21 protein-coding genes and 1 other annotated feature are annotated in these 19,932 nt (G+C 37.3%); of the genes, 20 read left to right on the forward strand and 1 reads right to left on the reverse strand.

Going from position 1 to position 19,932, the window contains the following annotated elements:
- The first annotated feature begins 2 nt into the window (after positions 1–2).
- The 13 genes from celB to K5Q13_RS00430 all read left to right on the forward strand — a co-directional run bounded on the left by celB (position 3) and on the right by K5Q13_RS00430 (position 12,187).
- Positions 3–1,331: a PTS cellobiose transporter subunit IIC gene (celB, locus tag K5Q13_RS00370; protein ID WP_220739500.1), complete on the forward strand. Its 1,329-nt coding sequence runs from the start codon at positions 3–5 to the stop codon at positions 1,329–1,331.
- Positions 1,332–1,394: 63 nt separating this feature from the next.
- Positions 1,395–2,237 carry a histidinol-phosphatase HisJ gene (hisJ, locus tag K5Q13_RS00375; protein ID WP_220738716.1) on the forward strand — a complete coding sequence of 281 codons (843 nt, stop codon included), beginning with the start codon at positions 1,395–1,397 and terminating at the stop codon, positions 2,235–2,237.
- A gap of 347 nt (positions 2,238–2,584) precedes the next feature.
- The gene (hisG, locus tag K5Q13_RS00380) at positions 2,585–4,189 is read left to right on the forward strand and encodes an ATP phosphoribosyltransferase (protein WP_220738718.1); all 1,605 of its coding nucleotides are present in this window, start codon (positions 2,585–2,587) and stop codon (positions 4,187–4,189) included.
- Between the two features lie 10 nt (positions 4,190–4,199).
- On the forward strand, positions 4,200–5,480 hold the full coding sequence (gene hisD / locus K5Q13_RS00385; protein WP_220738720.1) for a histidinol dehydrogenase: 1,281 nt from the start codon (positions 4,200–4,202) through the stop codon (positions 5,478–5,480).
- A gap of 65 nt (positions 5,481–5,545) precedes the next feature.
- On the forward strand, positions 5,546–6,133 hold the full coding sequence (gene hisB, locus K5Q13_RS00390; RefSeq protein WP_220738722.1) for an imidazoleglycerol-phosphate dehydratase HisB: 588 nt from the start codon (positions 5,546–5,548) through the stop codon (positions 6,131–6,133).
- Positions 6,133–6,774 carry an imidazole glycerol phosphate synthase subunit HisH gene (hisH, locus tag K5Q13_RS00395; RefSeq protein ID WP_220738724.1) on the forward strand — a complete coding sequence of 214 codons (642 nt, stop codon included), beginning with the start codon at positions 6,133–6,135 and terminating at the stop codon, positions 6,772–6,774. The genes hisB and hisH overlap by 1 nt, the downstream gene beginning before the upstream one ends.
- Entirely contained in the window at positions 6,771–7,484 is a 714-nt protein-coding gene (gene hisA / locus K5Q13_RS00400; protein ID WP_220738726.1) for a 1-(5-phosphoribosyl)-5-[(5-phosphoribosylamino)methylideneamino]imidazole-4-carboxamide isomerase, read from the forward strand. The genes hisH and hisA overlap by 4 nt, the downstream gene beginning before the upstream one ends.
- A 1-nt stretch (position 7,485) precedes the next feature.
- Positions 7,486–8,250, forward strand: coding sequence for an imidazole glycerol phosphate synthase subunit HisF (gene hisF, locus K5Q13_RS00405; protein WP_220738728.1), 765 nt, complete (start codon positions 7,486–7,488; stop codon positions 8,248–8,250).
- Positions 8,247–8,678, forward strand: coding sequence for a phosphoribosyl-AMP cyclohydrolase (gene hisI, locus K5Q13_RS00410; RefSeq protein WP_220738730.1), 432 nt, complete (start codon positions 8,247–8,249; stop codon positions 8,676–8,678). Before hisF ends, hisI begins: the two co-directional genes overlap by 4 nt.
- A complete protein-coding gene (gene hisE / locus K5Q13_RS00415; protein WP_220738732.1) occupies positions 8,678–9,001 on the forward strand; it encodes a phosphoribosyl-ATP diphosphatase in 324 nt (107 codons plus the stop codon). The genes hisI and hisE overlap by 1 nt, the downstream gene beginning before the upstream one ends.
- The gene (gene hisC, locus K5Q13_RS00420; RefSeq protein ID WP_220738734.1) at positions 9,001–10,071 is read left to right on the forward strand and encodes a histidinol-phosphate transaminase; all 1,071 of its coding nucleotides are present in this window, start codon (positions 9,001–9,003) and stop codon (positions 10,069–10,071) included. Before hisE ends, hisC begins: the two co-directional genes overlap by 1 nt.
- 291 nt (positions 10,072–10,362) lie before the next feature.
- A complete protein-coding gene (locus K5Q13_RS00425; RefSeq protein ID WP_220738736.1) occupies positions 10,363–11,646 on the forward strand; it encodes an adenylosuccinate synthase in 1,284 nt (427 codons plus the stop codon).
- 28 nt (positions 11,647–11,674) lie between these two features.
- Positions 11,675–12,187 carry a YiiX/YebB-like N1pC/P60 family cysteine hydrolase gene (locus tag K5Q13_RS00430; RefSeq protein ID WP_220738739.1) on the forward strand — a complete coding sequence of 171 codons (513 nt, stop codon included), beginning with the start codon at positions 11,675–11,677 and terminating at the stop codon, positions 12,185–12,187.
- A 51-nt stretch (positions 12,188–12,238) separates the two neighbouring features.
- Here K5Q13_RS00430 and K5Q13_RS00435 read toward each other — a convergent pair whose 3' ends face one another.
- A complete protein-coding gene (locus K5Q13_RS00435) occupies positions 12,239–14,302 on the reverse strand; it encodes an ATP-dependent Clp protease ATP-binding subunit (RefSeq protein WP_220738741.1) in 2,064 nt (687 codons plus the stop codon).
- Between the two features lie 179 nt (positions 14,303–14,481).
- Here K5Q13_RS00435 and ykzS point away from each other — a divergent pair, with 179 nt between their 5' ends.
- The 7 genes from ykzS to K5Q13_RS00470 all read left to right on the forward strand — a co-directional run bounded on the left by ykzS (position 14,482) and on the right by K5Q13_RS00470 (position 19,788).
- On the forward strand, positions 14,482–14,655 hold the full coding sequence (gene ykzS / locus K5Q13_RS00440; protein ID WP_220738743.1) for a protein YkzS: 174 nt from the start codon (positions 14,482–14,484) through the stop codon (positions 14,653–14,655).
- Positions 14,656–14,754: 99 nt separating this feature from the next.
- A complete protein-coding gene (locus tag K5Q13_RS00445; RefSeq protein ID WP_220738745.1) occupies positions 14,755–15,762 on the forward strand; it encodes a rod shape-determining protein in 1,008 nt (335 codons plus the stop codon).
- Between the two features lie 76 nt (positions 15,763–15,838).
- Positions 15,839–16,693, forward strand: a complete 855-nt coding sequence (gene mreC, locus K5Q13_RS00450) for a rod shape-determining protein MreC (RefSeq protein ID WP_220738747.1) — start codon at positions 15,839–15,841, stop codon at positions 16,691–16,693.
- A gap of 2 nt (positions 16,694–16,695) precedes the next feature.
- A complete protein-coding gene (gene mreD / locus K5Q13_RS00455) occupies positions 16,696–17,223 on the forward strand; it encodes a rod shape-determining protein MreD (RefSeq protein ID WP_220738748.1) in 528 nt (175 codons plus the stop codon).
- Between the two features lie 42 nt (positions 17,224–17,265).
- Positions 17,266–17,594, forward strand: a binding site (T-box leader).
- A 65-nt stretch (positions 17,595–17,659) separates the two neighbouring features.
- Entirely contained in the window at positions 17,660–18,301 is a 642-nt protein-coding gene (locus K5Q13_RS00460; RefSeq protein WP_220738749.1) for an amino acid ABC transporter permease, read from the forward strand.
- A 3-nt stretch (positions 18,302–18,304) separates the two neighbouring features.
- Positions 18,305–18,943: an amino acid ABC transporter ATP-binding protein gene (locus K5Q13_RS00465; RefSeq protein WP_220738750.1), complete on the forward strand. Its 639-nt coding sequence runs from the start codon at positions 18,305–18,307 to the stop codon at positions 18,941–18,943.
- Positions 18,943–19,788, forward strand: coding sequence for an amino acid ABC transporter substrate-binding protein (locus K5Q13_RS00470; protein ID WP_220738751.1), 846 nt, complete (start codon positions 18,943–18,945; stop codon positions 19,786–19,788). Before K5Q13_RS00465 ends, K5Q13_RS00470 begins: the two co-directional genes overlap by 1 nt.
- Positions 19,789–19,932 lie beyond the last annotated feature (144 nt).

Raw genomic sequence — 19,932 nt, forward strand, 5'->3', positions numbered from 1 at the left:
GTTTGTTTAATTTCTTACAAAAAATGCTATTAAAGCCAATGACAAAAATAGCACAATATAGGATAGTTCGTGCTATTATGGCGGCAGGAATGGCTTCAATTCCGTTTACAATTGTAGGATCAATGATATTGGTATTAAATATATTACCAACAGTATTTCCGTTTTTAACCACGTTTTTTAATGCAACATTCTTTAAGTTTAGTGACCTCTATATGATTGCTAATACTGCGACAATGGGAATTTTGGCAATGTATTTCAGTTTAGCAATTGGATTTGAATTAACACGCATCATTCAAACAGAGGACAAACTAAAAGTTGCGCCATTAAACGGTGCTTTCTTATCAATGTTTGCTTTCTTTATGTGTTTGCCAGAATTAGTTATGCGTGATGGTAAGATGGTTTTATTTAATGTTTTCAATGATAACGAAAAAGTGATTAATGGCTTTAGAATGACGAGCACAATTGATAGAATTGGTACAAGTGGCATCTTCACTGCTATTATTATGGCAATTTTAGCAGTATCATTGTATAGTTTCTGTGTGAGACATAATTGGACGATTAAAATGCCAGATGCTGTACCAGAAGGTGTTTCACGTTCCTTTACAGCACTGATTCCTACATTTGTTATTGCTCTTGTCGTAATAGTAATTAATGGTGGATTAGTGTTACTTGGAACAGATATTTTCAAAATGATTGCTATTCCATTTAGTTTCGTAACAAGTATGACAAGTACTTGGTTAGGTGTTATGGTTATTGAATTCTTGATTCATGCATTGTGGATTGTTGGTATTCATGGTGCTAATATTATCTCGGCATTTATTACACCAATTGTCTTAGCTAATATGGTAACAAATTCGCAAGGAGCCAACATACCTTTTGCCGGCGAGTTTAATAATGCGTTTGCCATTTTAGGAGGTTCAGGAGCAACATTGGGATTGTGTATATTTATTGCATTACTAGCACGTTCGGAACAATTGAAAGTGTTGGGACGTGCATCAATCGTACCGTCACTATTTAATATTAATGAGCCATTGATATTTGGCTTACCTATTGTTTATAATCCTTACCTTGCTATTCCGTTCTTCTTGGCACCAATGGTAACAGCATCAGTTGCATATGCAGCGATCAATTTCCACTTTATTCGACCTATTGTTATTCAAGCACCTTGGCCTTCTCCAGCAGGTGTTGGGGCATTTATATCTACTGTTGATTGGAGAGCGGCAATCTTAGCTATTATCTGTGTTATTATTGCCTTCTTAATTTATCTACCTTTTATTAAAATATATGATACAAAACTATATCGTGATGAACAAGGTATCACTGAAGCTTAAAATAACGTATCGTTGCAACATTGGTGTATACTCTGCTACAATGTTTTGAAGGAGTGACAGCATATGAAAAAAAAAGATGGGCACACACATACACGTTTTTCACATCATGGTTCTCATGAAAAACTAGAAAAATATATTGAACGAGCAATTTCACTAGGATTCACAGAATATGTCGTCACAGAACATGCGCCATTACCACAAAAATTTTTGGCTGAGTTCACTGGGCCAACTGACTCACGAGATAATTCTGCGATGCATTTAGATGAGTTGCCACTATATCAACAGGATGTTAAAGCTGTTCAGGAAAAATATGGTAGTCAGATATCTATTAAAAGTGGTTTTGAGATTGATTATTTATCTGACTACGAATCTGATATCAGGCAATTTATAATAGCCCAATCAGAATGGCTAGATGAGCTGGTTTTGTCAGTTCATTTTTTGCCAAATCACGATGCTTTTGTTGCACCAATTGACTATGACCCAGAAACTTTAAACACCTACTTTCCAGAAATTAAGCAAGCACCCCAAAGTGTTTTTAAAAATTATTTTGATACAATTCAAAAAAGCCTTGATTTTGCTGAAACATTACCTAAAAATGTAGTTATTAGAATTGGACATATGACATTAATTAGGAAATATCAAAAGTATTTTAATTTACCAAAATTTGATAGTAACAATCAAACACTCATTGATCAGTTATTACTAAAAATTAAACAAAATGATTTTCAATTAGATTTCAATACGGCCGGTTTTGCTAAGTCATATAACGGAGAAGCTTATCCAACACCAGACATTGTTAGAAAGGGGCAGCAACTTGGCATTAAATTTGTCTATGGATCAGATGCGCACGAAGTGAGTGCTATTGGTCAATTTTATGATTTAGCAGAGGCAATTGTTTCACAATGAGTAAGATAAGTATTGACATATAAATAAATGGGTGTATGATTAAGATAATCTAATACAAAATACTAAAATCGGAAGAGTAATCAAAATCACGCTGTACAGGAAGTGCTTAAGCTAACGCATTGAGATGAGCGCCTGCGTATTTGATGAAACACACCGATGAGTAGAATGATTAAATCATTCGGAAACTCCCGATACCGAGTATGCCTGTAATATCAGGTTAATGAGTAGGTGAATGTAAGTTTACCTAGAATCAAGGTGGGAACACGTGAAAACGTCCTTGCAAACTATTATTGTTAGTTTGCAAGGACGTTTTTAATTGTAAAAAATATTATAATTTGGAGAGATTAATGAGCGATAAAATTTTAGCAGCAGGGTCACATGACGAATTTGGTGAATCCTTGGTTCAAAAGCAACAAATATCTCATTTAATTAGCAAAACACTGAACACGAAAAAATTTATTGCAATTAACACACCGTTGATTGAAAGAGAAAGTGTGTTTGAACAGTATCAACCTGATAATGTTTTTCATTTGCGTGATCAGATTGGTGGTAATTTGGTTTTGCGACCAGATTTAACATTACCTATTGCCCGCTTTTTAGCTTCTAAGGCACATCAAAAAGATGTACAGAAATTTTACTATATTGGTGATGTTTTTCGACGAACAGATTATTTATCAGGAGAGTATAATCAAGAAACTCAAGCTGGGATTGAATTGATAGGTGATGCGAGTTTTGATGCTGAAATTCAAGCATTAGACATCATGTTGGATTTCGCACAGCAATTTGGTATTGCAGATGTGCAGGTTGTCATCAGTGACACAAGATTAATTGATCGTGTTTTGGCTACGTTAAACATTAATAATGCACAACAAGATGCACTCAAACAGGCGATTGAAAGTAAAAACATGACAGCATTTGAGAAGGTGCGCGTAACAATTGAGGATTTTCCAGAAAATTTACAACGTTGGCCGTTAGCATTCGGTGAAGACGGTGAAACAGTGATGTGGCAGTTACAAGACTTGCCTGAATTTAATGATATTGTTGCACGGTGGCTAAAATTAGCAGATTTCGTTCATAAACAATATCCAGATGTGGCAGTCACAGTAGATCTTGCAGCAGCATCACCGCAACCATATTACACAGGCACCATCATACGTGGATTTGTACCGAGTTTAGGTCGTTATCTTTTCAGTGGTGGTCGGTATGATCGCTTACTGGAAAATTTTCAAAAAAATAGTTTACCGGCAGTCGGTATGGGACTAAATATCGACACGATCATGGCAGAATGGCGACATGAAGCAATTGATCATCAAAGAATTGATCCAATTGTTGTTGTTTTAGCTAAAGGACGTGTTGCAGAAGATACCAAGCCATTACTAAAAGCTGCTGGCGTTGACATCACACCGCTAGAACATCCAGAACGTAAACTCATATTTGATAGTCCGGATGGTATTTATCGTTTTATTCTTGTTAAACCAGATGATGTTGTTAAGTATCTTGATCGCGGTATCGGGGATGTTGGTATTGTTGGCTCTGATACAATTGCCGAACAAATTCAAAATCATTACGACGTATTAAATTTACAAACTGGACAAGCAAAATTTGTACTTGCAGCATTATCAGATTTCAATATCAATGACATTGAACGTAAACGCATTGCAACGAAGTATCCCAAAGTAGCTAGTCAATATTTTTCTAAACGCGGTGAAGACGTTGAGTTAGTCAAATTATCTGGTTCTGTAGAATTAGGACCATTAACTGGTTTATCAGATGCGATTATTGATATTACACAAACGGGTCATACTTTACACGAAAACAATTTAGTTATTTATGACACAGTTGCTGATGTCGCAACACATTTACTTGTTCGTCCGGGTGCATTATTGCAATTTCAAACAGAGTTGAAGCGACTCATCGAGAATATTATGACGTTGTTAAGTGAGAAAGTATAAGGGAAAAATGATGCAAATTATAAAAAATGAATCAATTCAGCAAATTAAAGCACGCATACGCCAACAAACAGAAAAAACTAGTAATCCAGTAATTGAGTCACAAGTGGCAAGTATCATCGAAACAGTGAGAAAAAATGGTGATCGTGCTTTGAAAACATATGCCAAAAAATTTGACGATGTTGCTTTAGATCAACTCAAAGTAACCAATGAACAAATTGAATTAGCAATACAAAGTGTTGATCCTGCAGTGATTAAAGCTTTAAATAAAGCGGCGGAAAATATTCGATCATTTCACCAACTTGAGACACAAGAATCCTTTGAGGACGCATCACGTCCTGGTGTGATAAGGGGAACCAAAGTTACCCCGTTATCAGCAGTCGGTATTTATGTACCTGGAGGAACTGCAGCTTATCCGTCATCTGTTTTGATGAATGCCATACCGGCAAAAATAGCAGGTGTTAAAAATATTGTGATGGTTACACCACCGCAAAAAGATGGGGTAAATCATGCAGTTTTGGCAGCAGCAAAAATAGCAGGCGTTGATAGTATTTATCAGGTGGGTGGTGCGCAAGCGATTGCGGCGTTGGCATATGGCACAGAATCAATTCCACAAGTCGATAAAATTACAGGGCCAGGAAATGCCTATGTTGCTACTGCAAAAAAAGCAGTTTATGGGCAAGTCGCCATTGATATGATTGCTGGGCCATCAGAAATCGGTATTTTAGCAGATTCATCCGCACAGGCAGCTGACGTTGCAGCTGATTTGATATCTCAAGCAGAACACGATGTTAATGCACGAGCAATTTTAATTACTAATTCGGAAAAATTAGCAGATGCAGTGTCTCAGGTGCTAACTGAGCAGCTAAAAACGTTGCCAAGAAGAGCCATTGCAAGTGAAGCAATCAATAATAATGGTTTCATCTATCTAGTTGAAACCATTGATGACATGATTGATCTCATGAATGCTGTTGCACCGGAGCATTTAGAAATTCAATTAGAAAATGCATACCAATACATTAATAAAATAACAAACGCTGGATCAGTCTTTTTAGGAAAATATGCATCTGAACCATTGGGAGATTACTTAGCTGGACCAAATCATATTTTACCTACTGGTGGTACAGCTAAATTTAGTTCTGCATTAGGTGTCTGGGATTTTCAAAAACGTATTCAATATTTACAATATTCACAAGAAGCACTACGCGAGGATGCTACGGATGTTACAGCGTTGGCTCGTGAGGAGGGACTAGAGGCACATGCGAGAGCAATTGAAGTACGCCAAATCACCTAAAACAATCAAAGCCATTGATAGATTGTTTCGTCACGAGCTATTATCTGAAAGGAATTGAATCAGCCATGTCAAGAACAGTAACTATTACACGAGATACATTTGAAACACAAATTGTACTGACACTCAACATTGATGAACAAACGCCGATTTCAATCGACACTGGTATTGGTTATATTGATCACATGCTGACACTTTTTGCTAAACATGGTCGATTTGGGTTACAAGCGCAGGTTAAAGGCGATTTGAATGTTGACTCACATCATACGACAGAAGATATTGGTATTGCTTTAGGTGAGGCGTTTGCAAAAGCTTTAGGGGATAAAGCTGGTATTGAACGTTATGGCGCACAATTTGTTCCAATGGATGAAACACTGACACGCGCGGTCGTTGATTTGTCTGGCCGTGCCTATCTAGTTTTTATTGCAGAGTTAACGACACCCATATTAGGGACATTTGAAACAGAAGTTGTTGAGGACTTTTGGCAAGGTTTTGCGGATCAAGCACATGCGAATGTTCATATTGAAGTATTATATGGTCGTAATACACACCATAAAATAGAAAGTGTTTTTAAAGCAATGGCGCGAGCGATGCGTCAAGCAGTAACGCTTAATCCTGAAATTGAAGGGGTTAATTCCACAAAGGGAGTGATTTAATGTCAAAAGAAGAACCATTTATTGCAGTTATTGATTATGGGGCGGGAAATATTCGTAATGTTATGAAAGCGATAGCTTATGTTGGTTTGCCCGCTAAACTGACTAAAAATCCGACTGAAATTTTATCTGCAGATGGCGTTGTTATTCCAGGTGTTGGTGCTTATAAATCTGCAATGGATAAAATTCATGCCAATCAACTATTAGAACCAATTAAAAAAGCTGCTAAGCTTGGAAAACCAATTCTTGGTATTTGTCTAGGTATGCAATTATTGTTTGATTCTTCTACCGAATTTGGTGAGACGAAAGGATTTGGGCTCATCCCAGGAGAAGTTGTTGCATTACCAGCAAATGAAGGTTATAAAGTACCACAAATGGGATGGAATCAAAATAATATTACTATTAAAAATGTATTAACACGCGGTATAGAAAATGAGTATACCTATTTTGTTCATTCGTATTATGTTAAGACCAGTGATCAGTACATTGCAGCAAGTGTTGATTACGGTGTCAAAGTACCGAGTATCGTGATTAAAGATAATATTATTGGCGCACAATTTCATCCAGAAAAATCAGGTGAAGTTGGTTTACGCGTTTGGCAAGCGTTCGCGGACATGGTCTCAGATAAGGCGGTGCTAATATGATATTACCTGCAATTGATATACTTGGTGGTCAATCAGTTCGATTATTAAAAGGTAATTATAATGAAGTTACAGTGATTAATTCTAATCCGATCCGCCAAGCACTACAAATAAATGCTGCTGGTTTACGTGCTTTACATGTGGTCGATTTGGATGGTGCAAAGACTGGTTTGTCAGCAAATATTGAAACAATTATTGAAATAAGACAGAAATTTAATGGTTTCATGCAAGTTGGTGGAGGTATTCGAACATTCGAACAAATTGAAACATATAAAAATATAGGTGTGAACCGTGTTATTCTTGGCTCAATTGCACTAAAAAATCCTGATTTAATACAGCAAGCTGTTAAAAAATATGGTGATTTAATTGCAGTTGGTATCGATGGTACGGATGGCAAAGTTGCTGTTTCAGGTTGGCTAGAACAATCTGACGTATCGTTTGAAACGTTATTATCTGCTATGCAGGACATAGGAATTAAAAACTTTATTGTGACTGACGTCTCTCGTGATGGCACACTTCAGGGACCAAATGTAGCCTTGTTATCAAGTTTGCAGCGAACTTTTAATAAAGCTAACATCATCGCCAGTGGTGGTATTGCACGAATAAGTGATTTAATTGCACTAAATGAAGCAGGTATACAGGATATTATTATTGGCAAAGCTTTGGCAGCGGGCACGATATCACTAACAGCATTGGCTGCCTTGGAGGTGTAATATGGCATTAGCAAAACGTATCGTACCAGCACTTGACGTTAAAAATGGTCGTGTAGTCAAAGGCGTTAATTTTCTTAATTTACAAGATGTTGGCGATCCGGTTGATACAGCTATTGCTTATCAAAACGCTGGCGCAGACGAACTGGTATTCTTGGATATTTCTGCAACATTGGAAGGTCGAAGTACCATGATAGATATGATTGAACGTGTATCATCAGCTGTTTTTATACCGTTGACTGCAGGTGGCGGTGTTACTGATTTAGAAAGTATGCGTGCAATTATTCAAGCAGGCGCTGATAAAGTATTTTTAAATTCAGCAGCAGTGAGTAATCCAGAACTAATTCGCCAAGGCGCAGAATTATTTGGTTCACAAGCTATTGTGGGTGCCATTGATTCAAAATGGGACGAAATTGAACAAAAACATCGTGTGTATGTTTCCGGAGGTACCAAAGCGACGAGTTTAGAGACAACAAACTGGGCGAAAAAGATGGTGCAGTATGGTGTTGGAGAATTGTTGGTTACTAGTATGAATACTGATGGTACAAAAAACGGGTATGATATTGCATTATACCAGGAACTAGACAAAATAATTAATGTACCAATTGTTGCGAGTGGTGGTGCTGGCAAGTTAAGTGATTTTTCCGCAGTATTTAAATCTGGACATGTAGATGCCGCATTAGCTGCTTCTGTTTTTCATTATGGTGAAATTGAAATAGCTGATTTAAAAAAGCAGTTACATAGTGAGGGGATGGTGATGAGATTATGACAACAGAGCAGGTACCTAATTTCAACAAACCTCACCAAAATAATCTTGTACCCGCCATTATAACTGACGCGGCAAACGGTGCAATTTTAATGTTGGGCTATATGAATGAAGAAAGTTATGCATTAACCAAATCAACTGGTGAAACATGGTTCTGGTCACGAGAAAGAGAAACATTATGGCATAAAGGTGCCACTAGTGGCAACACACAACGTGTTGTATCAATGACGCTAGATTGCGATTTAGATACAATACTTGTTCATGTCATACCAAATGGACCAGCATGTCATACTGGTGCATATTCCTGTTTTTTCAATAGTGTCACTGGTAACCAGCTCCAAAATAAAAATCAAGCACAAATATCTAATCAATGGACTGATGGCTATTTTCCAATTAATTATCCGTCATCACGAGTAAAGGAAGCAGAATAATGGCACAACAAACAATTGAATCACTTTATGAACAGGTTGTGGCGCGTAAGCAAACCCCAGAAGAAGGTTCATATACAAATTATCTTTATGATAAAGGATTAGATAAGATTCTTAAAAAAATTGGTGAAGAATCAACCGAAGTTATTTTAGGTGCAAAAAATACAAATGATGAGTTAATTTATGAAACTGCTGATTTGTTGTTTCATTTAATGGTATTATTGGTTGAAAAGGACGTGACGCTTGATGACATCAAAGATGAATTAGGTAAACGTGAAGGTCAGAAATCACGACTGCATGAGCGAAAGGATTGGAGAACAAAATAATGAAAGAATCAATCAAGAATATGACAGCCTATCAGGCAGAACTACCAGCTGAAACCGTTAAAACTAAATACGGTCTCAATCGTTTAGCACGGTTATCCGCCAATGAATCAGTGTATGGACCATCACCAGAAGTTGTTAAAGCTATTCAGGCAAGTGCAGATGATATCTTGGGTTACTACCCAGACGGACAAGCCACTTTATTGCGCGAGGCAGTTGCGAAACACGACGCTGTTGATCCTGAAAACTTGGTGTTTGGTGTTGGTGCTGATGAATTGATTCAATTGCTTACACGAACAGTTATCACACCTGGCTCAAATATTATCGTGGTAGACCCTACTTTTGGTGAATATGCCATGCACGCGCAAATAGAGCAAGCTGATACTAAAAAAATACCAATTAATACAGCAACGGGACACGTTGATTTTGAAGCAATGTTAGCAGCTGTTGATAACAATACAACCATGGTGTGGCTCGCTAATCCGAATAATCCAACAGGTGTTTTTGAAAAGCGGGTTGATATCTTGTCTTTCTTGGAGCAACTACCAAAGTCTGTGATATTGGTTGTTGATGAAGCTTATTATGATTTTGTGAGTGAATCTGATGCCACCGTTGCTACAGATGTTAAAACTTATGAGAATCTGGTTGTCTTGCGTACACTGTCAAAAGCCTATGGCTTAGCGAATTTGCGTGTTGGATATGGTATCATGCAAGATCCGTTGTATAGTGTAATGCAAGCAGTGCGTTTACCTTACAATTTAAATACATATCAAATTGTTGGTGGAACAGCAGCGATAGAAGATCAGTCCTATTTAAATGAAGTTGTTGATAAAACAAGAGCGGAAAGAGACAAATTCCAAGTATTCTTACGTGATAATGAGTTTACTTTTTATGATTCTGAAACTAATTTCATTTGGATTAAAGTCGGTGATACTAAAAAAGTCGGTGAATATCTCTTGTCAAAGGGGTACCAAGTTAATGATCGGTTAAATCCTGAATGGATCAGAATTGCCTTGGGAACAGCAGATGATAACGTAGGCATTCAATCAGCATTATTAAATATCACAAAGTGATATGCGTAAAATAGACTAGTCTGTTACTGAAACTAATCATGATTATCATGCTTATGATAGTCAAAGATAATATTTTACTGTTTTTGCTATATCTAAGAAACCAATAATATGGTAAAATTTATTAGTAAAAGACGTTTTCGTGTCTAACGTTCGTGTTTTGCTAAAAAATAAAATGTATATCCACAGAGGGACACTCACGGATAGGCGCAAACAGGTCTGTTATTGACAATGGACTTTCTCCGATAAACCTATCCCGTCTGAAAGCAGCTGAGGGTGTACTAGGAGAAAACTATGTCTGGTGTAATTGTTGTTGGTTCCCAATGGGGTGATGAAGGTAAAGGAAAGATTGTTGATTTTTTTGCGGAAAACGCAGATGCAGTTGTTCGCTACCAAGGTGGTAATAATGCGGGACATACAATATGGCATGGTGAAACCAAGTTTGAGTTGTCAGCATTACCTTCCGGTATTTTAACTGAAGGTCAATTGGCTATCTTGGGGAATGGTGTTGTTGTTAATCCTGAGGCATTACTTGCAGAAATCGCTAAAGTGCAATCAAAAGGTATTTCAATTGAAAACCTGCGTATCTCAAATCGCGCGCATGTGATTATGCCATATCATATTGCGCTTGATAAGGCTGCGGAATCCGCATCAAACAATCGTATTGGTACAACAAAAAAAGGAATCGGTCCAGCTTATACAGATAAGATTTCTCGTGTGGGTATTCGCGTAGCTGACTTGATTGACCCAACAGTTTTTGCAAAACTACTTAAAGAATATTTACCATTTAAAAATGATCAGCTAACCAAGTTGTATGGTGAAGATGCGTTAGATTATGATGAAATATATAATACTTATGTTGAATATGGTCGCCAATTAATGCCATATGTGACAGATACATCTTACTTATTAGGGCAGTTAATGGCCGATAAAAAGCGTGTTGTATTTGAAGGTGCGCAAGGTATTATGTTAGATGTTGATCATGGCACATATCCATACGTCACCAGTTCAAATCCAACCGCTGGTGGTGTTATGAATGGTGCAGGTGTGGGACCAAAGCAAATTCAAGATGTAGTGGGTGTTATTAAAGCTTATACATCACGTGTTGGTGAAGGACCTTTCCCAACAGAACTACATGATGCTATTGCAGATCACATACGTGAGGTAGGACATGAATATGGTGTTGTCACAAAACGTCCTCGTCGTATTGGTTGGTTAGATGCTGTAGCATTACGTCATGCGGTTCAAGTTTCTGGATTAACTAAATTAGCAATTAACTCTCTTGACGTTTTGTCTGGTCTAAAAGAATTGAAAATTGCGACGTCTTATACTTACAAAGGCGAACAAATTCATCATTTCCCAGCTTCAGATGCGTGGTTTGAAGGTTTGGACGTCAATTGTGAAGTATTACCTGGTTGGGATGAAGATATCACTGCAGTAAAATCTTTTGATGCGTTGCCAATTAACGCACAAAATTATTTAAAGCGCATATCAGAATTACTAGAAGTTGACTTACTAAGTTTTGCAGTTGGTCCAAAGCCAGAAGAAACACATCTTTTAAGTGAAGTTTGGCAATAAACGAAATCAGTGAATTGAAAGTAGACATATGAAAATACGAGCAGCAGATTTACTTTTTGTTAGCAATAAACATGGTGATATTGATGAAGCAATTGCCCAGTCCACGGGTCAGTATGTGCATGTTGGTATTGCTGTTAATCAGAATCAGGTCATTCATGCGACTTCAAAGTATGGTGTCATCATACAAGATATGACTCAGTTTATGGCTGAACAAATGCATGTTGATGTTTACCGCCCTTTAGTCAAAGATGTTAGTGGTGTTGTTGAACGTGCCAAAAAATTTGAATCACAACCTTATAACTTTTCTTTTTATCCTGACGGTTTGGGATTTTATTGTTCTCAGTTGGTAGCAGTGGCTTTTAAAAACATCATCTCTTTTAATGAACAACCAATGAAATTTGGTGATAATGAGCATGAAATATCTGATTTCTGGGTAAATTATTATTTAAAATTAGGTGTTGATGTACCGCTAAATCAACCAGGAACCAATCCTAGTGATTTAGCGGCTGCAGAAGAAATAGAGTATATAGGTACACTTTAAATGTTGTTACTATAAGAAAAAAGCGTTCTCACAGATGTGAGAACGCTTTTGTTATGCTTTGACATATTCATTTTCAGAAACAATAATATCATCTGTAATGCTGTCAATATCAGCGTATAGATCAGTAACTTCGGGATGTGCAAGATAGTAATCTGCTAAGCTGTCAGCGATTTTATCTTGAAGGACACGACGCAATGGACGTGCACCCAGTGCTGGACTGTAACCAAGCTCAACTAATTTATTTTTTGCTGCATCACTGACACTAACATGTAAATTGTTATCAGCTAAATTACTGTTCATATCTGATAACATAAGATCGACAATTGTTAGTAAATGTGTTTTTGATAATTGCTGGAATTCAATAATGTCATCGAATCGATTCAAAAATTCAGGTCTGAAATAGTTTTCTAAACGCTGTAGTAACTTGTTTTGAGCATCTAATTGATTGAATCCCATTGGCGCGTTACCTGTGTCGGTTGAACCAGCATTTGATGTCATAATGATCACTGTGTCTTTAAAACTAACAACATGACCTTGCGCATCAGTGAGGCGACCATCATCTAAAATTTGTAAAAACATGTTCATTACATCAGGATGCGCCTTTTCAACCTCATCAATCAAAACAAGTGAGTAAGGGTGACGACGCACTTGTTCAGTTAATTGACCAGCTTCCTCATAGCCAACATATCCTGCTGGTGCACCAATCATTTTTGAAACAGCGTGCTTTTCCATATATTCAGACATGTCAAAACGAATTAGGGCATCTTTACTACCAAACATTTCTTTTGCCAGTTGTTTTGCGAGTTCAGTCTTACCAACGCCTGTTGGACCAACAAATAAGAATGAGCCAATGGGTCTACCAGATTTAGTGAGGCCGATACGATTACGTCGAATAGCTTTCGCTACTGTCTCGACTGCAAAATTTTGTCCAATAATATGCTGTGACAACTGATTATCTAATTCTTGCAGTTGGTTAGCCTCATTATCCTTTAAATCACCAACCGGTATGTCTGTTTTATCTTCAATGATTTGGATAATGTCTTTTTCAGTGATTAATTGTGGTTTAAACATCTCAGGATGTGCTTCAACTTGTGCTTTTTGAGACTCAAGTTGATTTGTTTGATCACGCCAATAACTAGCTTTTTCAAAATCTTCTTTATCTATAGCATCTTGTTTAAGCTTATCAGCAGTGTCTATCTTAGTTTGAATAGCTTTTGGATCAGGAATTGTCATCGTAAGATTTTTCCGAGATCCAGCCTCGTCAATCAAATCAATGGCCTTGTCTGGTAAAAAGCGTTCAGGAATATAACGGTCAGATAGTTCAACTGCGGCGGCAATAGCTTCATCACTGAAAAGCACATGGTGATATTCTTCATAACGTTTTTGAATACCATGCAATATTGTCATTGTCGCTGCTTTTGATGGTTCTTCGATTTGAACTTGTTGGAAACGACGCGCAATTGCACCATCTTTTTCAATTTTACGATATTCATTTAATGTTGTCGCACCGATTAATTGGAACTCACCACGGGCTAGGGCAGGCTTTAAGATATTACCTGCATCCATACCACCTTCAGCATTTCCTGCACCCATGATTTCATGTATTTCATCAATAAATAAAATAACATCATCGTTGTCAGCTACTTCTTTCATTAACTGGCGCATTCTTGCTTCAAACTGCCCACGCATAGCAGTGCCTTGTACCATCGCAGACATGTCTAAACGAATAACATCTTTAGAACGCAATTTTTCTGGTACTTTGCTTGCCACAATTGCTTGCGCTAATCCTTCGACAACTGCTGTTTTACCAACACCAGGCTCACCTATGAGAACGGGATTGTTTTTTGTACGACGATTAAGAATTTCAATTGTACGCGCAACTTCGGAGTCGCGACCAATAACAGGATCCAGCTTGCCATCACGTGCTTGCTGCGTGAGGTTAATACCATATTCCTCTAGTAATGTAGGTCGTTTGTTGGTTTTATCTTTTTTATTTTTTTGTTGGCTAATATTAGATTGATCAGGTTGCTGTGCAGATTGCATTTGCTCGTTCATAGCACGCATCATTTCATCAAAATTAATGTTGCCAAATCCAAATGGGTCTTGTGATGCCATAATCTTAAGTAGTGTGAAACATCGTAACAAACGAACTTATCGTCTGTGATTTCACACGTCTCCTTTCTATAACATGGTTTAATTATAACACCCTAAGATTAAATTGCAATTAAAATTAGCACTCTTTTGTTTTGAGTGCTAAAAAGAATTATTGTATACTATATTATGAGGTATTAGTAATGAACTACGAAAAACTTTTAGAGGATTTACGTGATAGCAAAATAGATCAAATCGACATTACGCCAGAGACTTTCCCTGAATTTCAAAGGGTATGGCGGGATTTTCCTTCTCAAAATCGTATTCGAGGTGTTGCAGGAAAGTCAGGAAATGTCAAATATGTTCGGGCAAATTAGTCGGCAGAAGAAGTCGTTTTTATGCTACAATACTATAAGTTAAACATAAAATAAGGTATGCACATTTTTGATTTTAAAAAGCATAAAAGGGGCAGCATAGTGGCATTTTCATTTGGACAACGAAACGTTGGCATCGATCTTGGTACGGCCAACACATATGTATATATTGAAGGACGCGGCATTGTATTACGCGAGCCTTCTGTTGTAGCGCGCAATACGCAAACAAACGAAGTCGTCGCAGTAGGATCGGAAGCAAAAGATATGCTTGGCAGAACACCAGCTAGTATAGCAGCTATTCGCCCGATGCGTGATGGTGTTATTGCAGATTACGATACCACTGTGGCAATGATTCGTTACTACTTGCAAAAAGCATTAGGTGGACGTATTGGGAAACCATATGTCACAATTGGCGTTCCTTCTGGTGTTACGGCTGTTGAACGACGCGCAGTTATTGATGCAGCTCGTGTGGCTGGTGCCCGTGATGCATACGTAATTGAAGAACCATTTGCTGCAGCTGTTGGTGCAGGTTTGCCAGTCATGGATCCAACAGGATCGATGGTTGTTGATATGGGTGGTGGCACGACTGATGTTGCTACAATTTCCTTAGGTGGAATTGTTTCTAGTCGATCAATTCGTATAGCTGGTGACAAGCTCGATGAAGCAATTGCTAATTTTGTACGAAATAAATATAATGTTACAATAGGTGAACCAACAGCTGAGCGTTTAAAAATTGAAATTGGGGCAGCATCTCTGGAGTTGGCACGAACATTGCCAGATACTTCGGTACGTGGTCGAGACTTATTAACTGGCTTACCAAAGACAATTGATGTGACAGCTGAAGATGTTGCAACAGCTATTCAAGAACCGGTCCAAGAAATCGTTGTTGCGATTCGTGAAACGTTGGAATCCACGCAACCAGAATTGGCTGCAGATGTTATCGACCATGGTATGGTTTTAACTGGTGGTGGTGCAATGCTTAGAGATATGGACAAGATTATTCAAGAAGCTACAAAGGTACCAGTCTTAATTGCTAATGAACCGCTTGATGCCGTAGCTATTGGTACAGGTGAAGCGTTAAAATCTATTGACGTGATGCGGCAAAATTAATATTTAATTAGGATAATTTGAACACCAGCGTGGCGCTTGCGCTACGCTTTTATTTTTGAAACAAGAGGACAACAACATGCGTAAAATATTTTCGTCACGTGCCGTTGTAACAATTATTATTGCATTCATCTTGATTGTAGGTTTAATCGCTGGATCTAATTGGTGGGCAAAACGAACGAATACACCACCATTTTTACAACGTTTTGGTAATGATTTGGCGGGCGGCGTGAGTCGTATTATTTCAGTACCGACTGCTGCAGTTGGCAGAACGGCAAATAGTATTGGTAACTTAGTTGATACATTTGAAGAAAACCGTGAACTTAAATCAAAAATTGATGAATTTGCTCAAGATAAAGTGCGATTACAAACGGTCGAAGAAGAAAATAAATCACTTAAAAATCAGCTTAAACTCAAAGCAACATTGACAGATTATAAAACAGTTTCAGCAGTGACTATTAGTCGATCACCAACAACTTGGCAATCACAACTTGTCATTAACAAAGGATTGAAGTCTGGTCTTAAAAAAGGGATGCCGGTATTGTCTGGTGCTGGCATTATTGGTCGAATCAGTGAAGTTAATACAACCAATTCTAAGGTTGCTTTAATATCTGATACGAGTGAAGATGCTAACCGCTTTGCCATTACGATCAAAGGAGATAATGGTGATGTCAATGGTATTGTAACAAGCTTTAATCGTGAGAAAAATCAATTAATTATGGGACAGGTAACATCAGAAAACAAGATTAAATCTGGCGATTTAGTCGAAACGTCAGGTTTGGGTGGTGTTATTCCGTCTGGTTTGTATGTTGGAAAAGTGTCTAGCGTTACAAAAGACGATTATGGCTTATCAAAACGGATAAACATTCAACCAGCAGCTGACTTAGGGAACATCACGACGGTTGTAGTTGCTGTGTCAGAGATTGGAGAATAATAATGGCGTTTTGGCAGTTAACGCGTTTGCGCGTGGTATATCCAGTAGTGCTAGTATTTTTATTATTTGTTGATGGTTCCATAATGGCTAGTATGAGTGGTATTTTTACGGTTTTTCCATGGTATGTGCTGCCAACACTTACTTTGAGTTGGTTGTTTTATGGTGTTCAGTTTGATGCAGATAAAGATATGCCCTTTTGGGTCTATGTGCTTCTCATTGGCGTACTGTTTGATATGTACTATACGGGTATTTTCGGAACTTACACGTTAGCATTTGGAGCTGCTGTTGCTGTTATGAAACAACTGCATAAATTACTAGATGAACGACTATTAAGTGGTATATCAGTATATTTCCTTGGTATAGTCGTTTATTTGGTTGTAGCCTATGTTGCTGGTTTTATAATTGGTATTGCAAATATCTCTTTGACACATTTTTTCTTATTTGAAATGTTACCAACCATTACCTTAAATACCGTTATTGTGGCAGTATGTTATTATCCAATTTTGTCATTGTTTCAATTTTCAAGATAGCTATTGACAAAATTCAAAAAAAGACTATACTAAGATTTATATTAAAAAACGTTGAGCAAAAGAGTAGTTTAACATTTTCAAAAGGGAGTTTGCGGGTAGTGTGAGCAAATGGCTGTGTTAAATGAACCACATTTGCGAGTGTGTGATTGAATTAAGTAGGTTACACCGGGGTTGCCCGTTATTGCATACAGTCTTTTGACTTGTTGAGGTATTTCCAGTGATGGATATATGATAAGAGGTGGCACCGCGGAAAACGCCCTCTGAATACAATTGTATTCAGAGGGCGTTTTTGTGGTCGTAAAAGACTGACAGAGTAGTTTTGTGTGAACAAAATTAAAATCTGAGGTGGTACCACGCTTAGCGTCCTCTTGCAATTTATTATATTGCAAGAGTTTTTTTAATTAAAAAATGAGTTATGATAAAAAAGGAGTAGACAATGAACTATTTGCTAGAAATCTTACCAAGCCTTTTGTCAGGTTTGAAAATGACTTTAGGGGTATTCTTTTTCACAATCATTGGATCCGTACCACTAGGTATTATTGTGTCCTTAGGTATGAAATCTGAATATTTCACAATTCGTTGGTTAATTAACGGTTACATTTGGGTTATGCGTGGTACCCCGTTGCTATTGCAGTTAATTTTTGTTTATTATGGATTAGGCATGATGGGTGTTACTTTTCCGAGATTTGAAGCGGCAATTTTTGCTTTTATTATTAATTATGCGGCTTATTTAGCAGAAATATTTCGTGGTGGCTTACAGTCTGTACCGCGTGGACAATATGAGGCAGCTAAAGTACTAGGGTTTACACGAACACAAACATTTTTTAAAATTATATTGCCACAAGTTATTAAAATTATTGTGCCATCATTTGGTAATGAAGTTATTAATCTGGTTAAAGATACATCATTGGTCTATGTTATTGGACTAGGTGATATTCTACGCGCAGGAAATATTGCGGCTAGTCGAGATGTAACTTTGATTCCCTACTTGCTTGTTGGTCTGATTTATTTGCTTATGACGGCAATTGTCACTGTGCTACTAAGACGCACTGAAAAACGTTTAAATATTTGGAGATAAGCTATGTTAAACATTAAGAACTTAACAAAAGAATATAGTAGTAACATCATTTTTCGAGATTTAAATTTAACTGTTTCAGATGGGGAAGTGTTGAGTATCGTTGGACCTTCAGGTATTGGTAAAACAACTTTAATTAAAATATTAGCAGGTTTAGAAACTGCTAATGCAGGTGAATTAACTTTAAATGGGGAAAATTTACCTATTGATGGTACTCGCTCAGATGCTAAGGTTGGTCTTATATTTCAAGATTTTAATTTATTTCCGAATTACACTGTGATAGAAAATATCATATTGGCGCCAATCAATGTCAGTAAAATCGACAAAGCAACGGCTAAAAATCAGGCACGTGATATTCTTGAAACGTTGGGTATGCAAGACAAAGCAGATCTTTATCCGTTTCAATTATCTGGTGGACAAAAACAGCGTGTAGCGATTGCTCGTGCACTGGCTATGAAACCTCAAATTTTAGCTTATGATGAACCAACCAGCGGATTAGACGAAGATTCCACTAAACAAGTTGCTGAAGTTGTCAAAACACTAAAACAACAGGGTGTAACACAGATGATCATTACGCATGATCAGCCTTTTGCAGAAATGATTTCTGATCGTGTGTTTGACTTCGCCAAGGAGGTATTACGCTAATGGTAAGTATGAAAAAGAAAATCATTGTAAATACAATTGTTGGTTTGTTGTTTATTGGCGTTGTGGCATGGATTTCTGTGGCTTTAAATTCAACTGCTAAGCAAAGTAATCAAACTACAATACAAACTGATGAGTGGCAACGTATCAAACAAGATAAGCAAATTACTATTGGATTAGATGATACGTTTGTTCCTATGGGATTTCGAGATAAAAATGGTAAGATTATTGGATTTGATGTTGATTTGGCCAATGCCGTGTTTAAAACAATGGGGATCCAAGTAAAATGGCAACCAATTGATTGGTCAATGAAAGAAACCGAGTTGAATACTGGCAATATTGATGCGATTTGGAATGGTTATACTAAAACAGCTGCACGAGCCAAAAAAGTTGCTTTCTCTAATTCATACCACAAAGCAACACAGGTTTTAGTCACACTAAAGAAAAATAATATCAATCGTTTTTCTGACATGCAAGGCAAAGTATTAGGTGATCAAACGGCATCAAGCGGTGATGAGAGTTTTAATAAATATCCAAACATTTTGAAAAAGTATGTTAAAGATCAAAAAGTAATAGGTTATGATACTTTTGATAAGGCTTTTAATGACTTAAATGCTGGACGAATTGACGGTCTGTTAATTGATGAAGACTATGCACGTTATTATGTGGCACATCAAGCAAACCCTCAAAATTATACGGTTACGGTTGGTGGATTTTCAGTTGATGAAACGGCTGTTGGATTCCGAAAGTCGGATAAACAGTTACGTCAAGCAGTGAACGAAACATTAGCCAAATTCAAAGAAGATGGCCGAATGAGTCTGATCGAAGATAAGTGGTTCTCAAACTAGTGAAATTAAATCTAAAATGTCATAATGAGCACAAGGAATGTCTGTTTACAACAATTTCTTCGTGCTTTTTATATGTCAAATTGTCTAGTATTTAGCCTATTTTTTGAGGAATTTTGTCATGAAATCATTAAAAATGGTAAACTG

It is taken from the genome of Leuconostoc miyukkimchii, from assembly GCF_019656055.1.
Classification (GTDB): Bacteria; Bacillota; Bacilli; order Lactobacillales; family Lactobacillaceae; genus Leuconostoc; species Leuconostoc miyukkimchii.